Source organism: Pseudomonas sp. FYR_5 (assembly GCF_043106315.1).
Lineage (GTDB): Bacteria > Pseudomonadota > Gammaproteobacteria > Pseudomonadales > Pseudomonadaceae > Aquipseudomonas > Aquipseudomonas putida_Y.
The window spans coordinates 385765-400029 of record NZ_JBICMK010000097.1; the positions used below are offsets into that span (position 1 = coordinate 385765).

The following is a 14265-nucleotide window of genomic DNA, read 5'->3' on the forward strand; positions in this document are numbered from 1 at the left end:
ATCCCTCGCACGGAACGAGCATCAACTTTAAACATGCTGTTTATAAGTAACGAGTTGTGACTGAGCCGCGGGAGCAGCCACTGGCAGCTGCCGCAGCGCGCCTTGCAAAGGTCGCAAGGGCCTGGCCAACCCTCTGCTACACTGACAAGGCTGAACGGAGGATCCTGCCATGTCCGAAAGAGAGCTCACCACCCTTCTGTCGCTGATGACCCAGCGCCAGGCCTGTCTGAGCAGTGCCTGCAAGGAGATTGCCGACTGGATCGACCGGCAGGGCGATGTGCCCGCCGCCGGCAAGATCCGCGCTAGCCTGAAGGCACTGGAGGCCGATGAGGCCCAGGTTCGAAAGACCCTGACGTCGCTGACCCTCGACAGACCGCTGCCGCGCTTTCGTAGCTGAAAGGCACAGTTGAAAAAGAAAAGGGCCGCTGAACGCGGCCCTTTGATCTGTCAGTGGTTCATGTGCATGTGATCATGCCCACCACCCGCTTCGGCGTTGAGTGCACGCACTTGTGCCTGAACTTCCAGGGTTTCCTTGGCGCCCTTGGCATCCTCGATGGTCAGGGTCAGTGGCACTTTCTCCCCTTCCTTCACCTGATTGTGCAGGCCCATCAGCATGACATGCAGGCCATTCGGGTCCAGGGTCACTGCCTTGCCGGCTGGCAACTCGACAGCCTTGACCTCACGCATGCCCATCACGTCACCGTTCATGGTCATCTCGTGCACCTGCACGGTCTTGGCCACGGGCGAAGCCACGCCCACCAGCTTGCTGTCGCTGCTGGCAGTCAGGACCATGAAAGCACCGGTAGACTGCTGGTGCGGCACGCTGGCACGCACCCAGGCATCACTCACGGTGGTCTGGGCCAGGGCCGGCAGCGCCAGCCCCATCAGTACCAGGGCAGTCAAACCGCGTTTGATCGGTTGCATCGACATTCAGCAGATCTCCATCAGGGTGACCAGATCTTCGGCGCATTCCTTGGCGTTCAAGGAATGGCCCAGGCTCAGGCGCAGGGTGCCACGTGTATCGTAGACGTAGCTGGTGGACGAGTGAGAAATGGTGTAGGTGTCTCCGGCCGGAACCTTCTCGTAGAACACCTTGAACTCCTTGGCCACGGCGGCAATTTCCTCGGGGGTGCCGGTCAGCGCGGTGAACGTCGGGTCGAAGGCCTTGAGGTAGGCATCGAGCACCTCGGGCGTGTCGCGCTCCGGGTCCAGGGTGATGAACACCACCTGGAACAGGTCGCGGTCGCGGCCCCTCAGCAGCTTGCGAATCTGCGCCGCACGCGCCAGCGTGGTCGGGCAGACGGCCGGGCACTGGGTGAAGCCGAAGAAGACCATCGGCATGCTGCCGTAGAAGCTCGACAGGGTGCGCACGTTACCTTGCGGGTCTTTGAGGCTGAACTTGCGCCCGAGGATTTCGTTGCTCATGTTCTTGCCGTACTTGAACTCGAGCCCCCGGGCCGGGCTGCAGCCTGCCAGCAGGCCAAGCCCGAGAACGCCCATGCCGGCGACAACCGAACGCCGGGTCAAAAGATCATTCATGAAACCATCCTTTACAGGGAAGGTGCCGGCCCTCGGGACGGGCCGGTCGAAAAACCGGGGCATTCTGGCATGACACCCAGAGGGGTTCTACCCGACCAACGCGGGGATGGCCTGCAGCCCTTTGAATACGGGCTGCGGCCTGTTGTCGCAGGGGTTGAAACCGTAACACTTTGTTGCTAAGGGAGCCGCCTTCAACTCAGTAGTAGGCGTTTTCTTTCTGGCTGTGGTCAGTCACGTCGCGCACGCCCTTCAGCTCCGGAATACGCTCGAGCAGGGTGCGCTCGATACCTTCCTTCAGGGTGACATCGGCCTGACCGCAACCCTGGCAGCCCCCACCGAACTGCAGCACGGCAATGCCGTCATCGACCACGTCCACCAGGCTCACCTGGCCACCATGGCTGGCCAGGCCGGGGTTGATCTCGGTCTGCAGGTAGTAGTTGATACGCTCGTTGATCGGGCTGTCTTCGTTGACCATCGGCACCTTGGCGTTTGGCGCCTTGATGGTCAGCTGGCCGCCCATGCGGTCGGTGGCGTAGTCGACCAGCGCGTCTTCCAGGAACGGCACGCTGACTGCATCCAGGTACGCGGTGAAGCTTTTCAGACCCACGGCGGTGTCGTCAGGCTTCTCTTCGCCCGGCTTGCAGTAGGCGATGCACGTTTCGGCGTACTGGGTGCCCGGCTGGGTGATGAAAATGCGAATGCCGATGCCGGGCGTATTCTGCTTGGAGAGCAGATCGGCCAGGTAGTCATGGGCGGCGTCGGTAATGGTTATAGCGCTCATGTAGGTTCCTCACAGACTTGCGGCCAAGTGTACGCCAACCCGGCCTTTGAACAAAGTCCTAGCAATTGACTCGGGAAAGCGCATATTCCGGGGCCGGCCCCCGTTGCGCCGTCAGCCAGGCCTGCATTCGCCGGTACAGGCCGCGCTCCAGCCACTGGTAGCTGAACCACGACATTAGTCCAATGGACGGCACGCACAGGGCAAATGTCAGGAACGGGTTCAGTTGCAGACGCTGGCTGGCGAACCAACCGGCATACAGCACCAGCACATGAATCAGATACACCGAGTACGAACAGTCGCCAAGGGCCTTGAGCAGCCGATTGCCCTGGAACAGCGGCTCCATGGCCACGAAGGCCAGGACGATCATCGCGCTCGGCACACCCCAGTGCAGCAAGCGCTGGGAAGCGTCCAGATAGTAGATCGCCAGGCTCGCCACACCGAGCAACGCCAGCGGCAACCACCGGCCCTGGCGGATCAGCCCGCGGCGGTACAGTACGCCGACACCAATGCCCAGCAGAAACTCGTAGATGATGTCGTTGCTGTAGAAGCGGCTGACCACGCCCATGCGCCCCAGTACCTCACTGACCAGCAACAGTGCGGCAGTCACCAGCAGCAGGTGATGCCGTTGGCGTACCAGGAAGGCCAGGCCGAACAGCAGGTAGAAGAACATCTCGAAGTTCAGCGTCCAGCCCACGTTCAGGGTCGGGTACATGCCATAGCCACCAGGGTTTTCCGCCGGGATGAACAGCAGCGACAGGAACAAGTGCGGCCAGGCAAACGCCTGATGTGGCATCCATTGGCTGAATGCCAGCAGCAACATGGCCATCAGGGCGGTATAGAACCAGTAGGCCGGGACGATGCGCAGCGCCCGATTGAGCAGGAACTGGCGCGGTTCGATGGCTTTGTCGCGGGTCGACAGGTAGATGACCAGCCCGCTGATGACGAAGAAGATGTCGACACCTACGGCGCCGCGGTCTGCAAGCAGTTGGCCGATGGGGCCGGTGGCGTGGAAGTCGAAGAAGATCTGCATGAAATGGTGGCAGACCACCACCCAGGCGGCGAACGCCCGCAGTGCCTGAAGCGAATACAGCATGGAATACCCTGCGCTAGGCGGTGCATTGAGGCCCGTATCGAGTGCAGAGGCCAGCGCCAGCCTTGAGAGCAGCGCCGTACCTGTTGTAGGAGCGGGTTCACCCGCGAAGGGCTGCAAAGCAGCCCCCTTTGCAATCGATCAAGACCACCCACCCGTTCCGACCGCAAGGTACTCGGAAAAGTCAGCCAACCCGATCAGAGGTTCTCGTAGCGGTTCATGTCCAGCACGCCCGCCTCGACCGGTTCGGTCTCCTTGATATAGCTGTTCAGGTCGTGGAAGTAGTGCCAGAACGCCGGGTGACTGCGGCGCACACCCCAGCGCATGACAATGCGCTCGAACTTCGCCGCGTCATCTTTTGCATACTCCATGTCCTCGACGAACTCCGGCACATCCGTGGTCGGGATGTTGAAGATGAAGTTCGGGTAGCTGGTGAGCACCCCGGGGTACAGGGTCAGGGTATCCAGCCCCGGCTGGTAGCGGTAAGCCTCACCCAGCAGGAACGCCACGTTGCTGTGCGCGCGGTTGCGCAGCAGGCTGTACACCTGACGCTGGCCGTCCTGCCCTTCGATACGCAGCATGGTCGCCTCGGGCAACTGGTTGATCACCTTCAGCCCGGCCGCCGGGCGCGACACCAGCCGGCTGAGCGACTGCTCGGCATTGCGGAACTCTTCGCTGATCTGCGGCCGTGAGCAGAACGCGCCCTGGCAGCGATTGATCGGGTCCGGCGCGGCATTCAGGCTGCCGGTGCGCTGCAGCAGCTTCAGGCCAAAGTCGCGTTTGGGGTTGCGCGGGTCGAGCTTGATGCCACTCGGGGTGTCGGTGTCGATGTCTTCATAATCCATCCACATTTTCACCTTGCCACTGTTCTGGTACCAGTCACCAAGGATCGCCTTGCGCTGGTCGGCCGGCATCAGGCGCAGGAAGTTGACCTCGGCACCATTGCGGATCAGGTCGAAGTACAGGCGCGTCTGCAACTGGTGCGAAACGTTGCCATACACATCGAAGTTGACCGCCAACTGGTAATACGTGCGCTCGAACAACGGGTAGTCGAACAGCCACACGGTCAGCGGCACATCACCCACCAGGCCCTTGGTCACCGATGCGCTGTCGAAGTGGCGGAAGATGCTCAGCAGCGCATTGTCGTTACCGGCCCACAGCGTCGACCATCTCGGTGCCGGCATTTCGGCATAGGCTTCACGGCGCAGTTTCTCGTAGTCGTTGCGCTTGTCCCGATAGGCGTGCCACAGGCTCAGCACACTGCCCACGTCATCGATCTGGCCAGGCATGGCCAGCAACGGCGTGGCCTCGCCCCGGTACTCGGCATCGGTGATGTAGCGATCGAAGGCCGGCTCCTGGAACAGCGCCCAGAAGTTGTCGCGGATCACGTCAGTGGCAATCTGCCCGCGGCACACCGGGCCACGGATGAAGGTGCGCACGAAGTACTCGGCGTTATCCAGCATGAACTGGTAACGCGCCACTGCCGGGATCGCTTCGAAGGTTTCAAACGGGTTGGACCGGTGGCGCGGGCCGTAACCCGGAAGCGCGGTGGCATGCCAGTCGCCGGCGTAGAACAGCTGCTTCACGCGCTTGAGTTTCTGCGGCCCCATCGGGTAGGTGATATGCGTCTTGTGCACGATCACACCCTGCACCGGGATCAACCGGTAGTAGAAGTCCGTGCCCGGTGGGTCGTTGGGGCGGCGGGTGGCAATGATATCGACCGGCTTGCCAATTGGCGTGCGCGAGCGCACCCACTGGAAGAAGTGGCCCTGCTCGCCGCCAACGAAGTAGATGTGCGCCAGGAACAGGTGCTCGTACAGCCAGCGACCCACCAGCGCCTCGGTGGAACCCGGGCGGTTGAGCAGTTCTTCCCACTCTGCGATTTGCCTGGCTTCGGCCGCGCTCGGCTGGATCGGCTGGTACTCCACCGGCGCACCGGCCGCCAGCCAGCGGCGCATGGTGGTGTACTCGTCGTCGGTCAGCCCGGTCACCGCCAGCGGCATGCCCTCTTTGGGATGTGCGCCGGCATAGGCGTCGAACTCATGGGGCAACGGGCACATATTGTTGCGGCTCAGGCCCAGGACGATCTCTTCGGGCAGCTTGGCGTTGGGCGTAAGCGGGGTCTTGTGGCCCAACTCCAGCATGCGCGCCATCAGCGCGGCCTGACCGCCCTGGTTGTCGAGCACCGAGTAGAAGCCTTTCTTGCGCCATTGCTCTTCGCTGTGTGCGTCGTAGAAAAGCCGCGTTGTGGGCACCGCCTTGCTCCGCTCGCCCTGGTACACCGGGACCTTGCTGGCCCCGCGTACAGCGCCTTCAGGGCTTTCCAGCTTCAGCTGGCAGGCGGCGTCGTTGCAGGCGTGGCAGGCCACGCACTTCTCGGTAAAGATCGGTTGAATGTCCCGGGTGTAGGAGATAGCCGGGCTCGACTGGGGGGCCTGCCCGAATGCCGCGCCGCTGATGAGCAGGGCAAAGGCGCCGGCAAGGATACGATGCACCATGTGCGGAAAGTCCTGGTTCTTGAAAGCCATCACGATTTGTTGCCTGGTCATCCTGGGTGCTTTGCGCTGTCAGCGCCCGTCCAACATGAGCAGTTTTCATGCAAATGGGCGACATGCCTAAAAACCGCGCAGCTTTGTTATGATTCGGCACCTTCTGTTATTCGCCCGACCAGGTAGTTCCTATGTCCGACCGCAGCGCTCGTCTTCAAGCACTCCAGAACGCACTCAAAGAGCGCATCCTGATCCTCGACGGCGGCATGGGTACTATGATCCAAAGCTACCGTCTAGAGGAACACGACTATCGTGGCACGCGTTTTGCCGATTGGCCAAGCGATGTGAAGGGAAACAACGACCTTTTACTGCTCAGCCGCCCGGACGTGATCGCCGCCATCGAGAAGGCCTACCTGGATGCCGGTGCCGATATTCTCGAAACCAACACCTTCAACGCCACGCAGATTTCCCAGGCCGACTACGGCATGGAGTCACTGGTTTACGAACTGAACGTCGAAGGCGCGCGCATCGCTCGCCAGGTTGCCGATGCCAAGACCCTGGAGACGCCGGACAAGCCGCGCTTCGTCGCCGGCGTGCTCGGCCCTACCAGCCGGACCTGCTCGATTTCCCCGGACGTCAATGACCCCGGGTTCCGCAACGTCACCTTCGACGAGTTGGTAGAAAACTACATCGAGGCCACCCGCGGCCTGATCGAGGGCGGCGCCGACCTGATCCTGATCGAGACCATCTTCGACACCCTCAACGCCAAGGCGGCGATCTTCGCCGTGCAGCAAGTGTTCGAGGACGACAACGTCGAACTGCCGATCATGATCTCCGGTACCATCACCGACGCCTCCGGCCGTACCCTGTCGGGCCAGACCACCGAAGCGTTCTGGAACTCGGTGCGTCACGCCAAGCCGATTTCCGTGGGCCTGAACTGCGCCCTGGGCGCCAAGGACCTGCGCCCGTACCTGGAAGAGCTGGCGACCAAGGCCGATACCCATGTGTCCGCCCACCCCAATGCCGGCCTGCCGAACGCCTTTGGCGAGTATGACGAAACCCCGGCCGAGATGGCTGCGGTGGTCGAGGAATTCGCTGCCAGCGGCTTCCTCAACATCATTGGCGGCTGCTGCGGTACCACGCCGGGGCATATCCAGGCCATTGCCGAAGCCGTGGCCAAGTACAAGCCGCGCGAGATTCCGGAAATCGCCAAGGCCTGCCGCCTGTCGGGCCTGGAGCCGTTCACCATCGACCGCCAGTCGCTGTTCGTCAACGTCGGTGAGCGCACCAATATCACCGGTTCCGCCAAGTTCGCCCGGCTGATCCGTGAAGAGAACTATACCGAAGCCCTGGAAGTCGCCCTGCAACAGGTCGAGGCCGGCGCCCAGGTAATCGACATCAACATGGACGAAGGGATGCTCGACTCCCAGGCGGCCATGGTCCGGTTCCTCAACCTGATCGCGGGTGAACCGGACATCTCGCGTGTACCGATCATGATCGACTCGTCCAAGTGGGAAGTGATCGAAGCCGGTCTCAAGTGCATCCAGGGCAAGGGCATCGTCAACTCCATTTCCATGAAGGAAGGCGTCGAGCAGTTCAAGCACCACGCCCGCCTGTGCAAGCGCTATGGTGCTGCCGTGGTGGTCATGGCCTTCGACGAAGTCGGCCAGGCCGACACTGCCGCGCGCAAGAAGGAAATCTGCCAGCGCAGCTATGACATCCTGGTCAACGAAGTGGGCTTCCCGCCAGAAGACATCATCTTCGACCCGAACATCTTCGCCGTCGCCACCGGTATCGAAGAACACAACAACTACGCCGTCGACTTCATCGAAGCCTGTGCCTATATCCGCGACCACCTGCCCCACGCCCTGAGCTCGGGCGGTGTGTCCAACGTGTCGTTCTCGTTCCGTGGTAACAACCCGGTGCGTGAGGCGATCCACTCGGTGTTCCTGTATCACGCGATCCAGAACGGCCTGACCATGGGTATCGTCAACGCCGGCCAGCTGGAGATCTACGACGAGATCCCGGCCCAGCTGCGTGAGAAGGTCGAGGATGTGGTGCTCAACCGCACCCCGCATGGCACCGATGCACTGCTGGCCATCGCCGACGACTACAAGGGCGGCGGCGCAACCAAGGAAGTGGAAAACGAAGAGTGGCGCTCGCTGCCGGTGGAAAAACGCCTGGAGCACGCGCTGGTAAAAGGCATTACCGCGTTCATCGTCGAAGACACCGAAGCATGCCGCCAGCAGTGCGCGCGCCCCATCGAAGTGATCGAAGGCCCGCTGATGAACGGCATGAACGTGGTCGGCGACCTGTTCGGTGCGGGCAAGATGTTCCTGCCGCAGGTGGTCAAGTCAGCCCGGGTGATGAAACAGGCCGTTGCTCACCTGATCCCGTTCATCGAAGCCGAGAAAGGCGACAAACCGGAAGCCAAGGGCAAGATCCTGATGGCCACGGTAAAAGGCGACGTGCACGACATCGGCAAGAACATTGTCGGCGTGGTGCTGGGCTGTAACGGATACGACATCGTCGACCTTGGCGTGATGGTGCCGGCGGAGAAGATCCTGCAGACGGCCCGCGAGCAGAAGTGCGACATCATCGGCCTGTCCGGCCTGATTACCCCGTCGCTGGACGAAATGGTCCACGTTGCCCGCGAAATGCAGCGCCAGGGCTTCGAACTGCCGCTGATGATCGGCGGCGCCACCACCTCCAAGGCGCACACGGCGGTCAAGATCGAGCCCAAGTACAGCAACGACGCGGTCATCTACGTCACCGACGCTTCGCGCGCGGTCGGCGTGGCCACCCAATTGCTGTCCAAAGAACTGAAGCCGGGCTTTGTCGAGAAGACCCGCCTGGAATATGTGGACGTGCGCGAGCGCACCGCCAACCGCAGCGCCCGTACCGAGCGCCTCAGCTACGCCCAGGCGATCGCCGCCAAGCCGCAGTACGACTGGGCCGGCTACCAGCCAACGGCGCCCTCCTTCACCGGCGTCAAGGTGCTGGAGGACATCGATTTGCGCACCCTGGCCGAGTACATCGACTGGACGCCGTTCTTCATCTCCTGGGACCTGGCCGGCAAGTTTCCGCGCATCCTCACCGACGAGGTGGTTGGCGAGGCCGCTACGGCGCTGTACAAGGATGCCCGCGAGATGCTCGACAAACTGATCGACGAGAAGCTGATCAGCGCCCGCGCGGTATTCGGCTTCTGGCCGGCCAACCAGGTGGACGATGACGACATCGAAGTCTACGGCGAAGACGGCCAGGCACTGGCCACCCTGCACCACCTGCGCCAGCAGACCATCAAGCCGGACGGCAAGCCCAACTGGTCGCTGGCCGACTTCGTCGCACCGAAAGACAGTGGCGTTACCGACTACGTAGGTGGTTTCATCACCACCGCCGGCATCGGTGCCGAGGAAGTGGCCAAGGCTTACCAGGACAAGGGCGACGACTACAGCTCGATCATGGTCAAGGCACTGGCCGACCGCCTGGCCGAAGGCTGTGCCGAATGGCTGCACGAGCAGGTGCGTAAAGAGCACTGGGGCTATGCCCGCGACGAGCACCTGGACAACGAGGCGCTGATCAAGGAACAGTACAGCGGCATCCGCCCTGCGCCGGGCTACCCGGCCTGCCCCGACCACACCGAAAAGGAAACCCTGTTCCGCCTGCTCGATGGCACCGCCATCGGTGAAACCGGGCCGAGCGGGGTGTACCTCACCGAGCACTTCGCGATGTTCCCGGCGGCGGCGGTCAGCGGCTGGTACTTCGCCCACCCGCAGGCGAAGTATTTTGCCGTAGGCAAGGTCGACAAGGACCAGATCGAGCGTTACAGCGCACGCAAAGGCCAGGATATCAGCGTGAGCGAGCGCTGGCTGGCGCCTAACCTGGGGTATGACAGCTAAACGACTGCGCTGGCTTCTTCGCGGGCTTGCCCACACAGGTATGAAACAGCCCTCAAGGGCAGTTATTTACCTGTCGGGGGGTTCTCCGCGACGAGGCCGGCACGGGCAACCTCACAACCATTGCCTACACTGTCCCTGATTGCCTCTGATTTCCCCAGGAGCCACCATGGACGATTCCAGCCAGGGCAAACCCCCGACCTTCTGGCAGATGCTGCACAGCATCCTCGCTGCCGCCTTCGGCGTGCAAAGCGGCAAAAACCGCGCACGCGACTTCACCCACGGCAAGGCCAGCCATTTCATTGCGCTGGGGGGGCTGTTCACCCTGGTGTTCATTGCGGTATTGATCGGCCTGGTGCAGTTGGCGCTGCACCTGACCCGCTAACCTGTGCCGGCCTCTTCGCGGGTGAACCCGCTCCTACAGGGCCTGTGTCCAACCACCGACCTGTGTCCACCCTCGTTCAGGCGTAGGAGCGGGTTTACCCGCGAATACGGTAGCGGCGGCAACGGTGAACGGTAGGTGGAAATTGGCCAGCAGTCCCGGCCCTTTCGCGGGTGAACCCGCTCCTACGAGGGCCTGTGTCCAACCACCGACCTGTGTCCTCCACCGATCGGTGTAGGAGCGGGTTTACCCGCGAATACGGTCGCGGTCGCAACGGTAAACGGCGGGTGGAGATTGGCCAGCAGGGCCGGCCCTTTCGCGGGTAAACCCGCTCCTACGACGGTCCTGCGACATTCTCAAGGGATATGTTTTCACCGCGAAGAGGCGGCCACAGGCAATAAGAAAGCGCCTGCGAGATTCCCTCCCGCAGACGCCCCTGCTACATCACGGTCTTGAGTTGCAAGTCACTGGTGGCTGACCCAATACACGGCAGTGACCACCACCAGAACGATCAGGCAGAGGATCGCCCAGGCATCGACGCTGCTGTCAGCTTTGCGGACCTTGGTTGAGTTTCCCATTGCATTGCCTCTTGTAGTGGTTATGGGAATGCACTTCACCACCAGCAGTTAAGACGAGCAATGCCCTTCCCTCAAGCAGGGTCATTCAATATTCGACCGGTGACGCCAGAAACGGGTAACGGTACCCGGGCGGCCGCCCTTCGGCACTGTAACGCCGAAAATCGACGCCGTAGTCGTCCCTTTCCAACAGCTTCAGCCAACGCCTGGCCTTGGCCTGATCGATTTCCTGCAATACCGGAATACGGCGTTCGCGCAGGCCGTCGCGGTTCAACGCCAGCCCGTGGGCATCATCGTGCAGCATCACCATGGCCCAACCGCCAAGGGTGAAATGTCCACCCATCAGCACGCTCAAGCGCCCATCGATACGCGCGCGCAAGGCTTCGGGCGAGCTGTTGACGGCACCGAACAGCACGTCACGCCCCGGCGTGTACCCGGCCTCCTCGAACGCCTGCATGGCACCAAAAGCCATCTGGTCATTGGCCGACCACACCAGGCGGGTGGCCGGGTAACGCTCCAGCAACTGCGTCGCTTGCTCATAGGCGCGCTGACGGTTCCAGCCGCCGTATACCACCTGCCGCAAGCGCACCTGTGGGAAATCGGCCAGGGCGCGGCGCATGCCCTCAACGCGCAACTGCGAGGCCGGGGTGGTCTTGACCCCGGCAAAGGCCAGCAGATCCACCGGCCCTGCGTTGCGAGGCAGTTGTGCGAGCATCGAGTGCAACATCTGGTAGCCCGCCTGCTCGTCGTTGCTCATCAAGGTACCCAGCGGCTCGGCATACTTGTCGGGCTGAGCCTCGATGCTGAGGCGCTGGCTGGTGGTCAGGCCATTGTTGACCAGCAGCAGCTTCACCCCGGTGCCACGCGACAGGCGCAGGATTTCCGGTGCCACGTACTGCTCGTTGACCAGTACCAGGTAATCGGGCCGGTGCGGCGCGCTCAGGATCGCCCGGGCCTGAGTCAGTGTCAGGTCAGCGCGGCGCTCGCTGTATTGCACCTGCAGGGTCATGCCCAGCTCGTCCGCGGCGGCCTGCATGAAGCGGGTGTAGCTGGTCCAGAACGTCTCGGTGGACAGCCCCGGGTTGAGGAACACCACCGAAGCCGGTTGCGCATTTGCCATCAGTGGCAAGACAAGGCACAAGCTTTGGCACAGGGCCTTGAGCATGGGGTCACATCTCTGCGAAGCAAACGTCGGATTATAAACGCCTGGCGACGCTCAACGCACAAATGGCAGTCAATCTCACATAGTCCATTTGGTTCTTTTCATATGCAAAAACATCACTTTAGCGCATAACTGCAACCTGATATCGTTCCCCGGCTCCGTACCGGAGTGCGCGGCCGTGCGCGCGAATAGCTGCATGCCTGAGACAGGACTTTTATGTACGTATACGACGAGTACGATCAGCGGATCATCGAGGACCGCGTCAAGCAGTTCCGTGATCAGACCCGCCGCTACCTGGCCGGTGAGCTGAGCGAAGAAGAATTCCGCCCTCTGCGCCTGCAGAACGGCCTTTATATCCAACGTTTCGCGCCGATGCTGCGTGTCGCGGTGCCGTACGGCCAGCTGAACGCCAACCAGGTCCGCACCCTGGCCAGGATCGCTCGCGACTACGACAAGGGCTATGCCCACATCTCCACGCGCCAGAACGTGCAGTACAACTGGCCGGCGCTGGAAGACATCCCGGACATTCTCGCCGAGCTGGCCACCGTGCAGATGCACGCGATCCAGACCAGCGGCAACTGCCTGCGCAACACCACCACCGACCAGTTCGCCGGTGTGGCCGCAGACGAAATCGTCGACCCGCGCCCATGGTGTGAAATCGTCCGCCAGTGGACCACCTTCCACCCGGAATTCGCCTACCTGCCACGCAAGTTCAAGATCGCCATCAACGGCTCGCAGGAAGACCGCGCGGCCATCGAAGTGCACGACATCGGCCTGGAGCCGGTGCGCAACGCTGCCGGCGAACTGGGCTTCCGTGTGCTGGTCGGTGGCGGCCTGGGCCGTACCCCGGTGGTGGGCTCGTTCATCAACGAGTTCCTGCCGTGGCAGGACCTGATCAGCTACCTCGACGCCATCCTGCGCGTGTACAACCGTTACGGTCGCCGTGACAACAAGTACAAGGCGCGGATCAAGATCCTGGTCAAGGCCCTTACCCCGGAAGTGTTCGCCGAAAAGGTCGAGGCCGAAATGGTCCACCTGCGAGGCGGCAGCACCACCCTGACCGAGGCCGAAGTGCAGCGTGTGTCGCGCCACTTCGTCGACCCCGAGTACCTCGCACTCGACAACGTCGACTACACCGCACTGGATGCCGAGTACCCAGGGTTCGCCCGCTGGCGCTCGCGCAACACCCGTGCCCACAAACGCCCGGGTTACGTGGCTGTGACCCTGTCACTCAAGCCGACCGGTGTTGCTCCGGGTGACTTGACCGACAAGCAGCTGGACGCCGTGGCCGACCTGGCCGAACGCTACAGCTTCGGCTTCCTGCGCACCTCGCACGAGCAGAACATCATCCTCGCCGACGTCGAGCAGCGCCAGCTGCACGCGCTGTGGCTGGAACTGCGCGAGGGCGGCTTCGCCACTCCGAACATCGGCCTGCTGACCGACATCATCTGCTGCCCGGGTGGTGACTACTGCTCGCTGGCCAACGCCAAGTCGATCCCGATTGCCGAGTCCATCCAGCGCCGTTTCGACGACCTGGACTACCTGTTCGACATCGGCGAAATCGACCTGAACATCTCCGGCTGCATGAACGCCTGCGGCCACCACCACGTGGGCCACATCGGCATCCTCGGCGTGGACAAGAAGGGTGAGGAGTTCTACCAGGTGTCGCTGGGTGGCAACGCCGCGCGCGGCGCAAGCCTGGGCAAGATCCTTGGCCCGTCCTTCGCGCAGGATGACATGGCCGATGTGATCGAGAAGCTGATCGCCGTGTACGTCGAGCAACGTACCGAGGAAGAGCGTTTCATCGACACTTACCAGCGTATCGGCATCGACCCCTTCAAGGAACGCGTCTATGCAGCGAATCATTAAGAACAACCAGATCGTCGACGAAACCTGGCACCTGCTGCCCAAGGAAACCTCGTTCGACGAGCTGACCAACTGCGACGACTACATCGTCCCGCTGCAGATGTGGCGCGACCATGCCCATGTGCTCAAGGCCCGCGATGGCGGCCTGGGTGTATGGCTGGACAGCGACCAGGAAGCGGAGGAAATCGGCGAAGACGTGCACCACTTCCAGGTCATCGCCCTGAACTTCCCGGCATTCACCGACGGCCGCAGCTACTCCAATGCGCGCCTGCTGCGTGACCGCTACAAGTTCAAAGGCGAACTGCGCGCCATCGGCGATGTACTGCGCGACCAGCTGTTCTTCATGGCCCGCTGCGGCTTCGACGCATTCGCCATCCGTGCCGACAAGGACCCGGAAGACGCGCTGCAAGGCCTGAAGGACTTCTCGGTGACCTACCAGGCCGCCACCGACGAACCGCTGCCGCTGTTCCGCCGCCGCTGATCGT

General features: G+C 62.3%; 11 protein-coding genes. 5 read left to right on the plus strand and 6 right to left on the minus strand.

Translation table 11 applies throughout. From position 1 onward, the window contains the following. Positions 1 to 169: 169 nt before the first annotated feature. On the plus strand, positions 170 to 397 hold the full coding sequence (locus ACF8RA_RS20500) for a hypothetical protein (RefSeq protein WP_016393610.1): 228 nt from the start codon (positions 170 to 172) through the stop codon (positions 395 to 397). A 50-nt stretch (positions 398 to 447) separates the two neighbouring features. Here the strand turns inward: ACF8RA_RS20500 and ACF8RA_RS20505 are convergent, their stop codons facing one another. The 5 genes from ACF8RA_RS20505 to ACF8RA_RS20525 all read right to left on the minus strand — a co-directional run bounded on the left by ACF8RA_RS20505 (position 448) and on the right by ACF8RA_RS20525 (position 5908). Continuing rightward, the gene (locus tag ACF8RA_RS20505; protein WP_209964943.1) at positions 448 to 930 is read right to left on the minus strand and encodes a copper chaperone PCu(A)C; all 483 of its coding nucleotides are present in this window, start codon (positions 928 to 930) and stop codon (positions 448 to 450) included. Next, positions 931 to 1539, minus strand: coding sequence for an SCO family protein (locus ACF8RA_RS20510; RefSeq protein WP_176683900.1), 609 nt, complete (start codon positions 1537 to 1539; stop codon positions 931 to 933). It abuts the gene before it with no gap. A 196-nt stretch (positions 1540 to 1735) separates the two neighbouring features. Beyond that, entirely contained in the window at positions 1736 to 2320 is a 585-nt protein-coding gene (gene nfuA, locus ACF8RA_RS20515) for a Fe-S biogenesis protein NfuA (RefSeq protein WP_003250416.1), read from the minus strand. 58 nt (positions 2321 to 2378) lie between these two features. After that, positions 2379 to 3413 carry an acyltransferase family protein gene (locus ACF8RA_RS20520; RefSeq protein WP_392519526.1) on the minus strand — a complete coding sequence of 345 codons (1035 nt, stop codon included), beginning with the start codon at positions 3411 to 3413 and terminating at the stop codon, positions 2379 to 2381. Positions 3414 to 3607: 194 nt separating this feature from the next. Further along, positions 3608 to 5908: a fatty acid cis/trans isomerase gene (locus ACF8RA_RS20525; protein ID WP_392519534.1), complete on the minus strand. Its 2301-nt coding sequence runs from the start codon at positions 5906 to 5908 to the stop codon at positions 3608 to 3610. Positions 5909 to 6090: 182 nt separating this feature from the next. Here ACF8RA_RS20525 and metH point away from each other — a divergent pair, with 182 nt between their 5' ends. Both metH and ACF8RA_RS20535 read left to right on the plus strand, forming a co-directional pair. Continuing rightward, a complete protein-coding gene (gene metH, locus ACF8RA_RS20530; RefSeq protein ID WP_392519527.1) occupies positions 6091 to 9798 on the plus strand; it encodes a methionine synthase in 3708 nt (1235 codons plus the stop codon). Positions 9799 to 9964: 166 nt separating this feature from the next. Then, the gene (locus ACF8RA_RS20535; protein WP_020193229.1) at positions 9965 to 10180 is read left to right on the plus strand and encodes a DUF2970 domain-containing protein; all 216 of its coding nucleotides are present in this window, start codon (positions 9965 to 9967) and stop codon (positions 10178 to 10180) included. 660 nt (positions 10181 to 10840) lie between these two features. On the opposite strand, the gene ACF8RA_RS20540 is transcribed toward ACF8RA_RS20535, so the two are convergent. Continuing rightward, positions 10841 to 11917 carry an ABC transporter substrate-binding protein gene (locus ACF8RA_RS20540; RefSeq protein ID WP_392519528.1) on the minus strand — a complete coding sequence of 359 codons (1077 nt, stop codon included), beginning with the start codon at positions 11915 to 11917 and terminating at the stop codon, positions 10841 to 10843. Between the two features lie 213 nt (positions 11918 to 12130). Here ACF8RA_RS20540 and ACF8RA_RS20545 point away from each other — a divergent pair, with 213 nt between their 5' ends. Both ACF8RA_RS20545 and ACF8RA_RS20550 read left to right on the plus strand, forming a co-directional pair. Continuing rightward, a complete protein-coding gene (locus ACF8RA_RS20545) occupies positions 12131 to 13783 on the plus strand; it encodes a nitrite/sulfite reductase (RefSeq protein WP_176683904.1) in 1653 nt (550 codons plus the stop codon). After that, positions 13767 to 14261: a DUF934 domain-containing protein gene (locus ACF8RA_RS20550; RefSeq protein WP_176683905.1), complete on the plus strand. Its 495-nt coding sequence runs from the start codon at positions 13767 to 13769 to the stop codon at positions 14259 to 14261. The genes ACF8RA_RS20545 and ACF8RA_RS20550 overlap by 17 nt, the downstream gene beginning before the upstream one ends. Positions 14262 to 14265: the final 4 nt, after the last annotated feature.

What these genes read in the sequence shown, in the direction of transcription:
- ACF8RA_RS20500 (WP_016393610.1), top strand. Translation starts at nt 170, where the DNA reads ATGTCCGAAAGAGAGCTCACCACCCTTCTGTCGCTGATGACCCAGCGC.
- ACF8RA_RS20505 (WP_209964943.1), bottom strand. Translation starts at nt 930, where the DNA reads ATGTCGATGCAACCGATCAAACGCGGTTTGACTGCCCTGGTACTGATG.
- ACF8RA_RS20510 (WP_176683900.1), bottom strand. Translation starts at nt 1,539, where the DNA reads ATGAATGATCTTTTGACCCGGCGTTCGGTTGTCGCCGGCATGGGCGTT.
- nfuA (WP_003250416.1), bottom strand. Translation starts at nt 2,320, where the DNA reads ATGAGCGCTATAACCATTACCGACGCCGCCCATGACTACCTGGCCGAT.
- ACF8RA_RS20520 (WP_392519526.1), bottom strand. Translation starts at nt 3,413, where the DNA reads ATGCTGTATTCGCTTCAGGCACTGCGGGCGTTCGCCGCCTGGGTGGTG.
- ACF8RA_RS20525 (WP_392519534.1), bottom strand. Translation starts at nt 5,908, where the DNA reads ATGGTGCATCGTATCCTTGCCGGCGCCTTTGCCCTGCTCATCAGCGGC.
- metH (WP_392519527.1), top strand. Translation starts at nt 6,091, where the DNA reads ATGTCCGACCGCAGCGCTCGTCTTCAAGCACTCCAGAACGCACTCAAA.
- ACF8RA_RS20535 (WP_020193229.1), top strand. Translation starts at nt 9,965, where the DNA reads ATGGACGATTCCAGCCAGGGCAAACCCCCGACCTTCTGGCAGATGCTG.
- ACF8RA_RS20540 (WP_392519528.1), bottom strand. Translation starts at nt 11,917, where the DNA reads ATGCTCAAGGCCCTGTGCCAAAGCTTGTGCCTTGTCTTGCCACTGATG.
- ACF8RA_RS20545 (WP_176683904.1), top strand. Translation starts at nt 12,131, where the DNA reads ATGTACGTATACGACGAGTACGATCAGCGGATCATCGAGGACCGCGTC.
- ACF8RA_RS20550 (WP_176683905.1), top strand. Translation starts at nt 13,767, where the DNA reads ATGCAGCGAATCATTAAGAACAACCAGATCGTCGACGAAACCTGGCAC.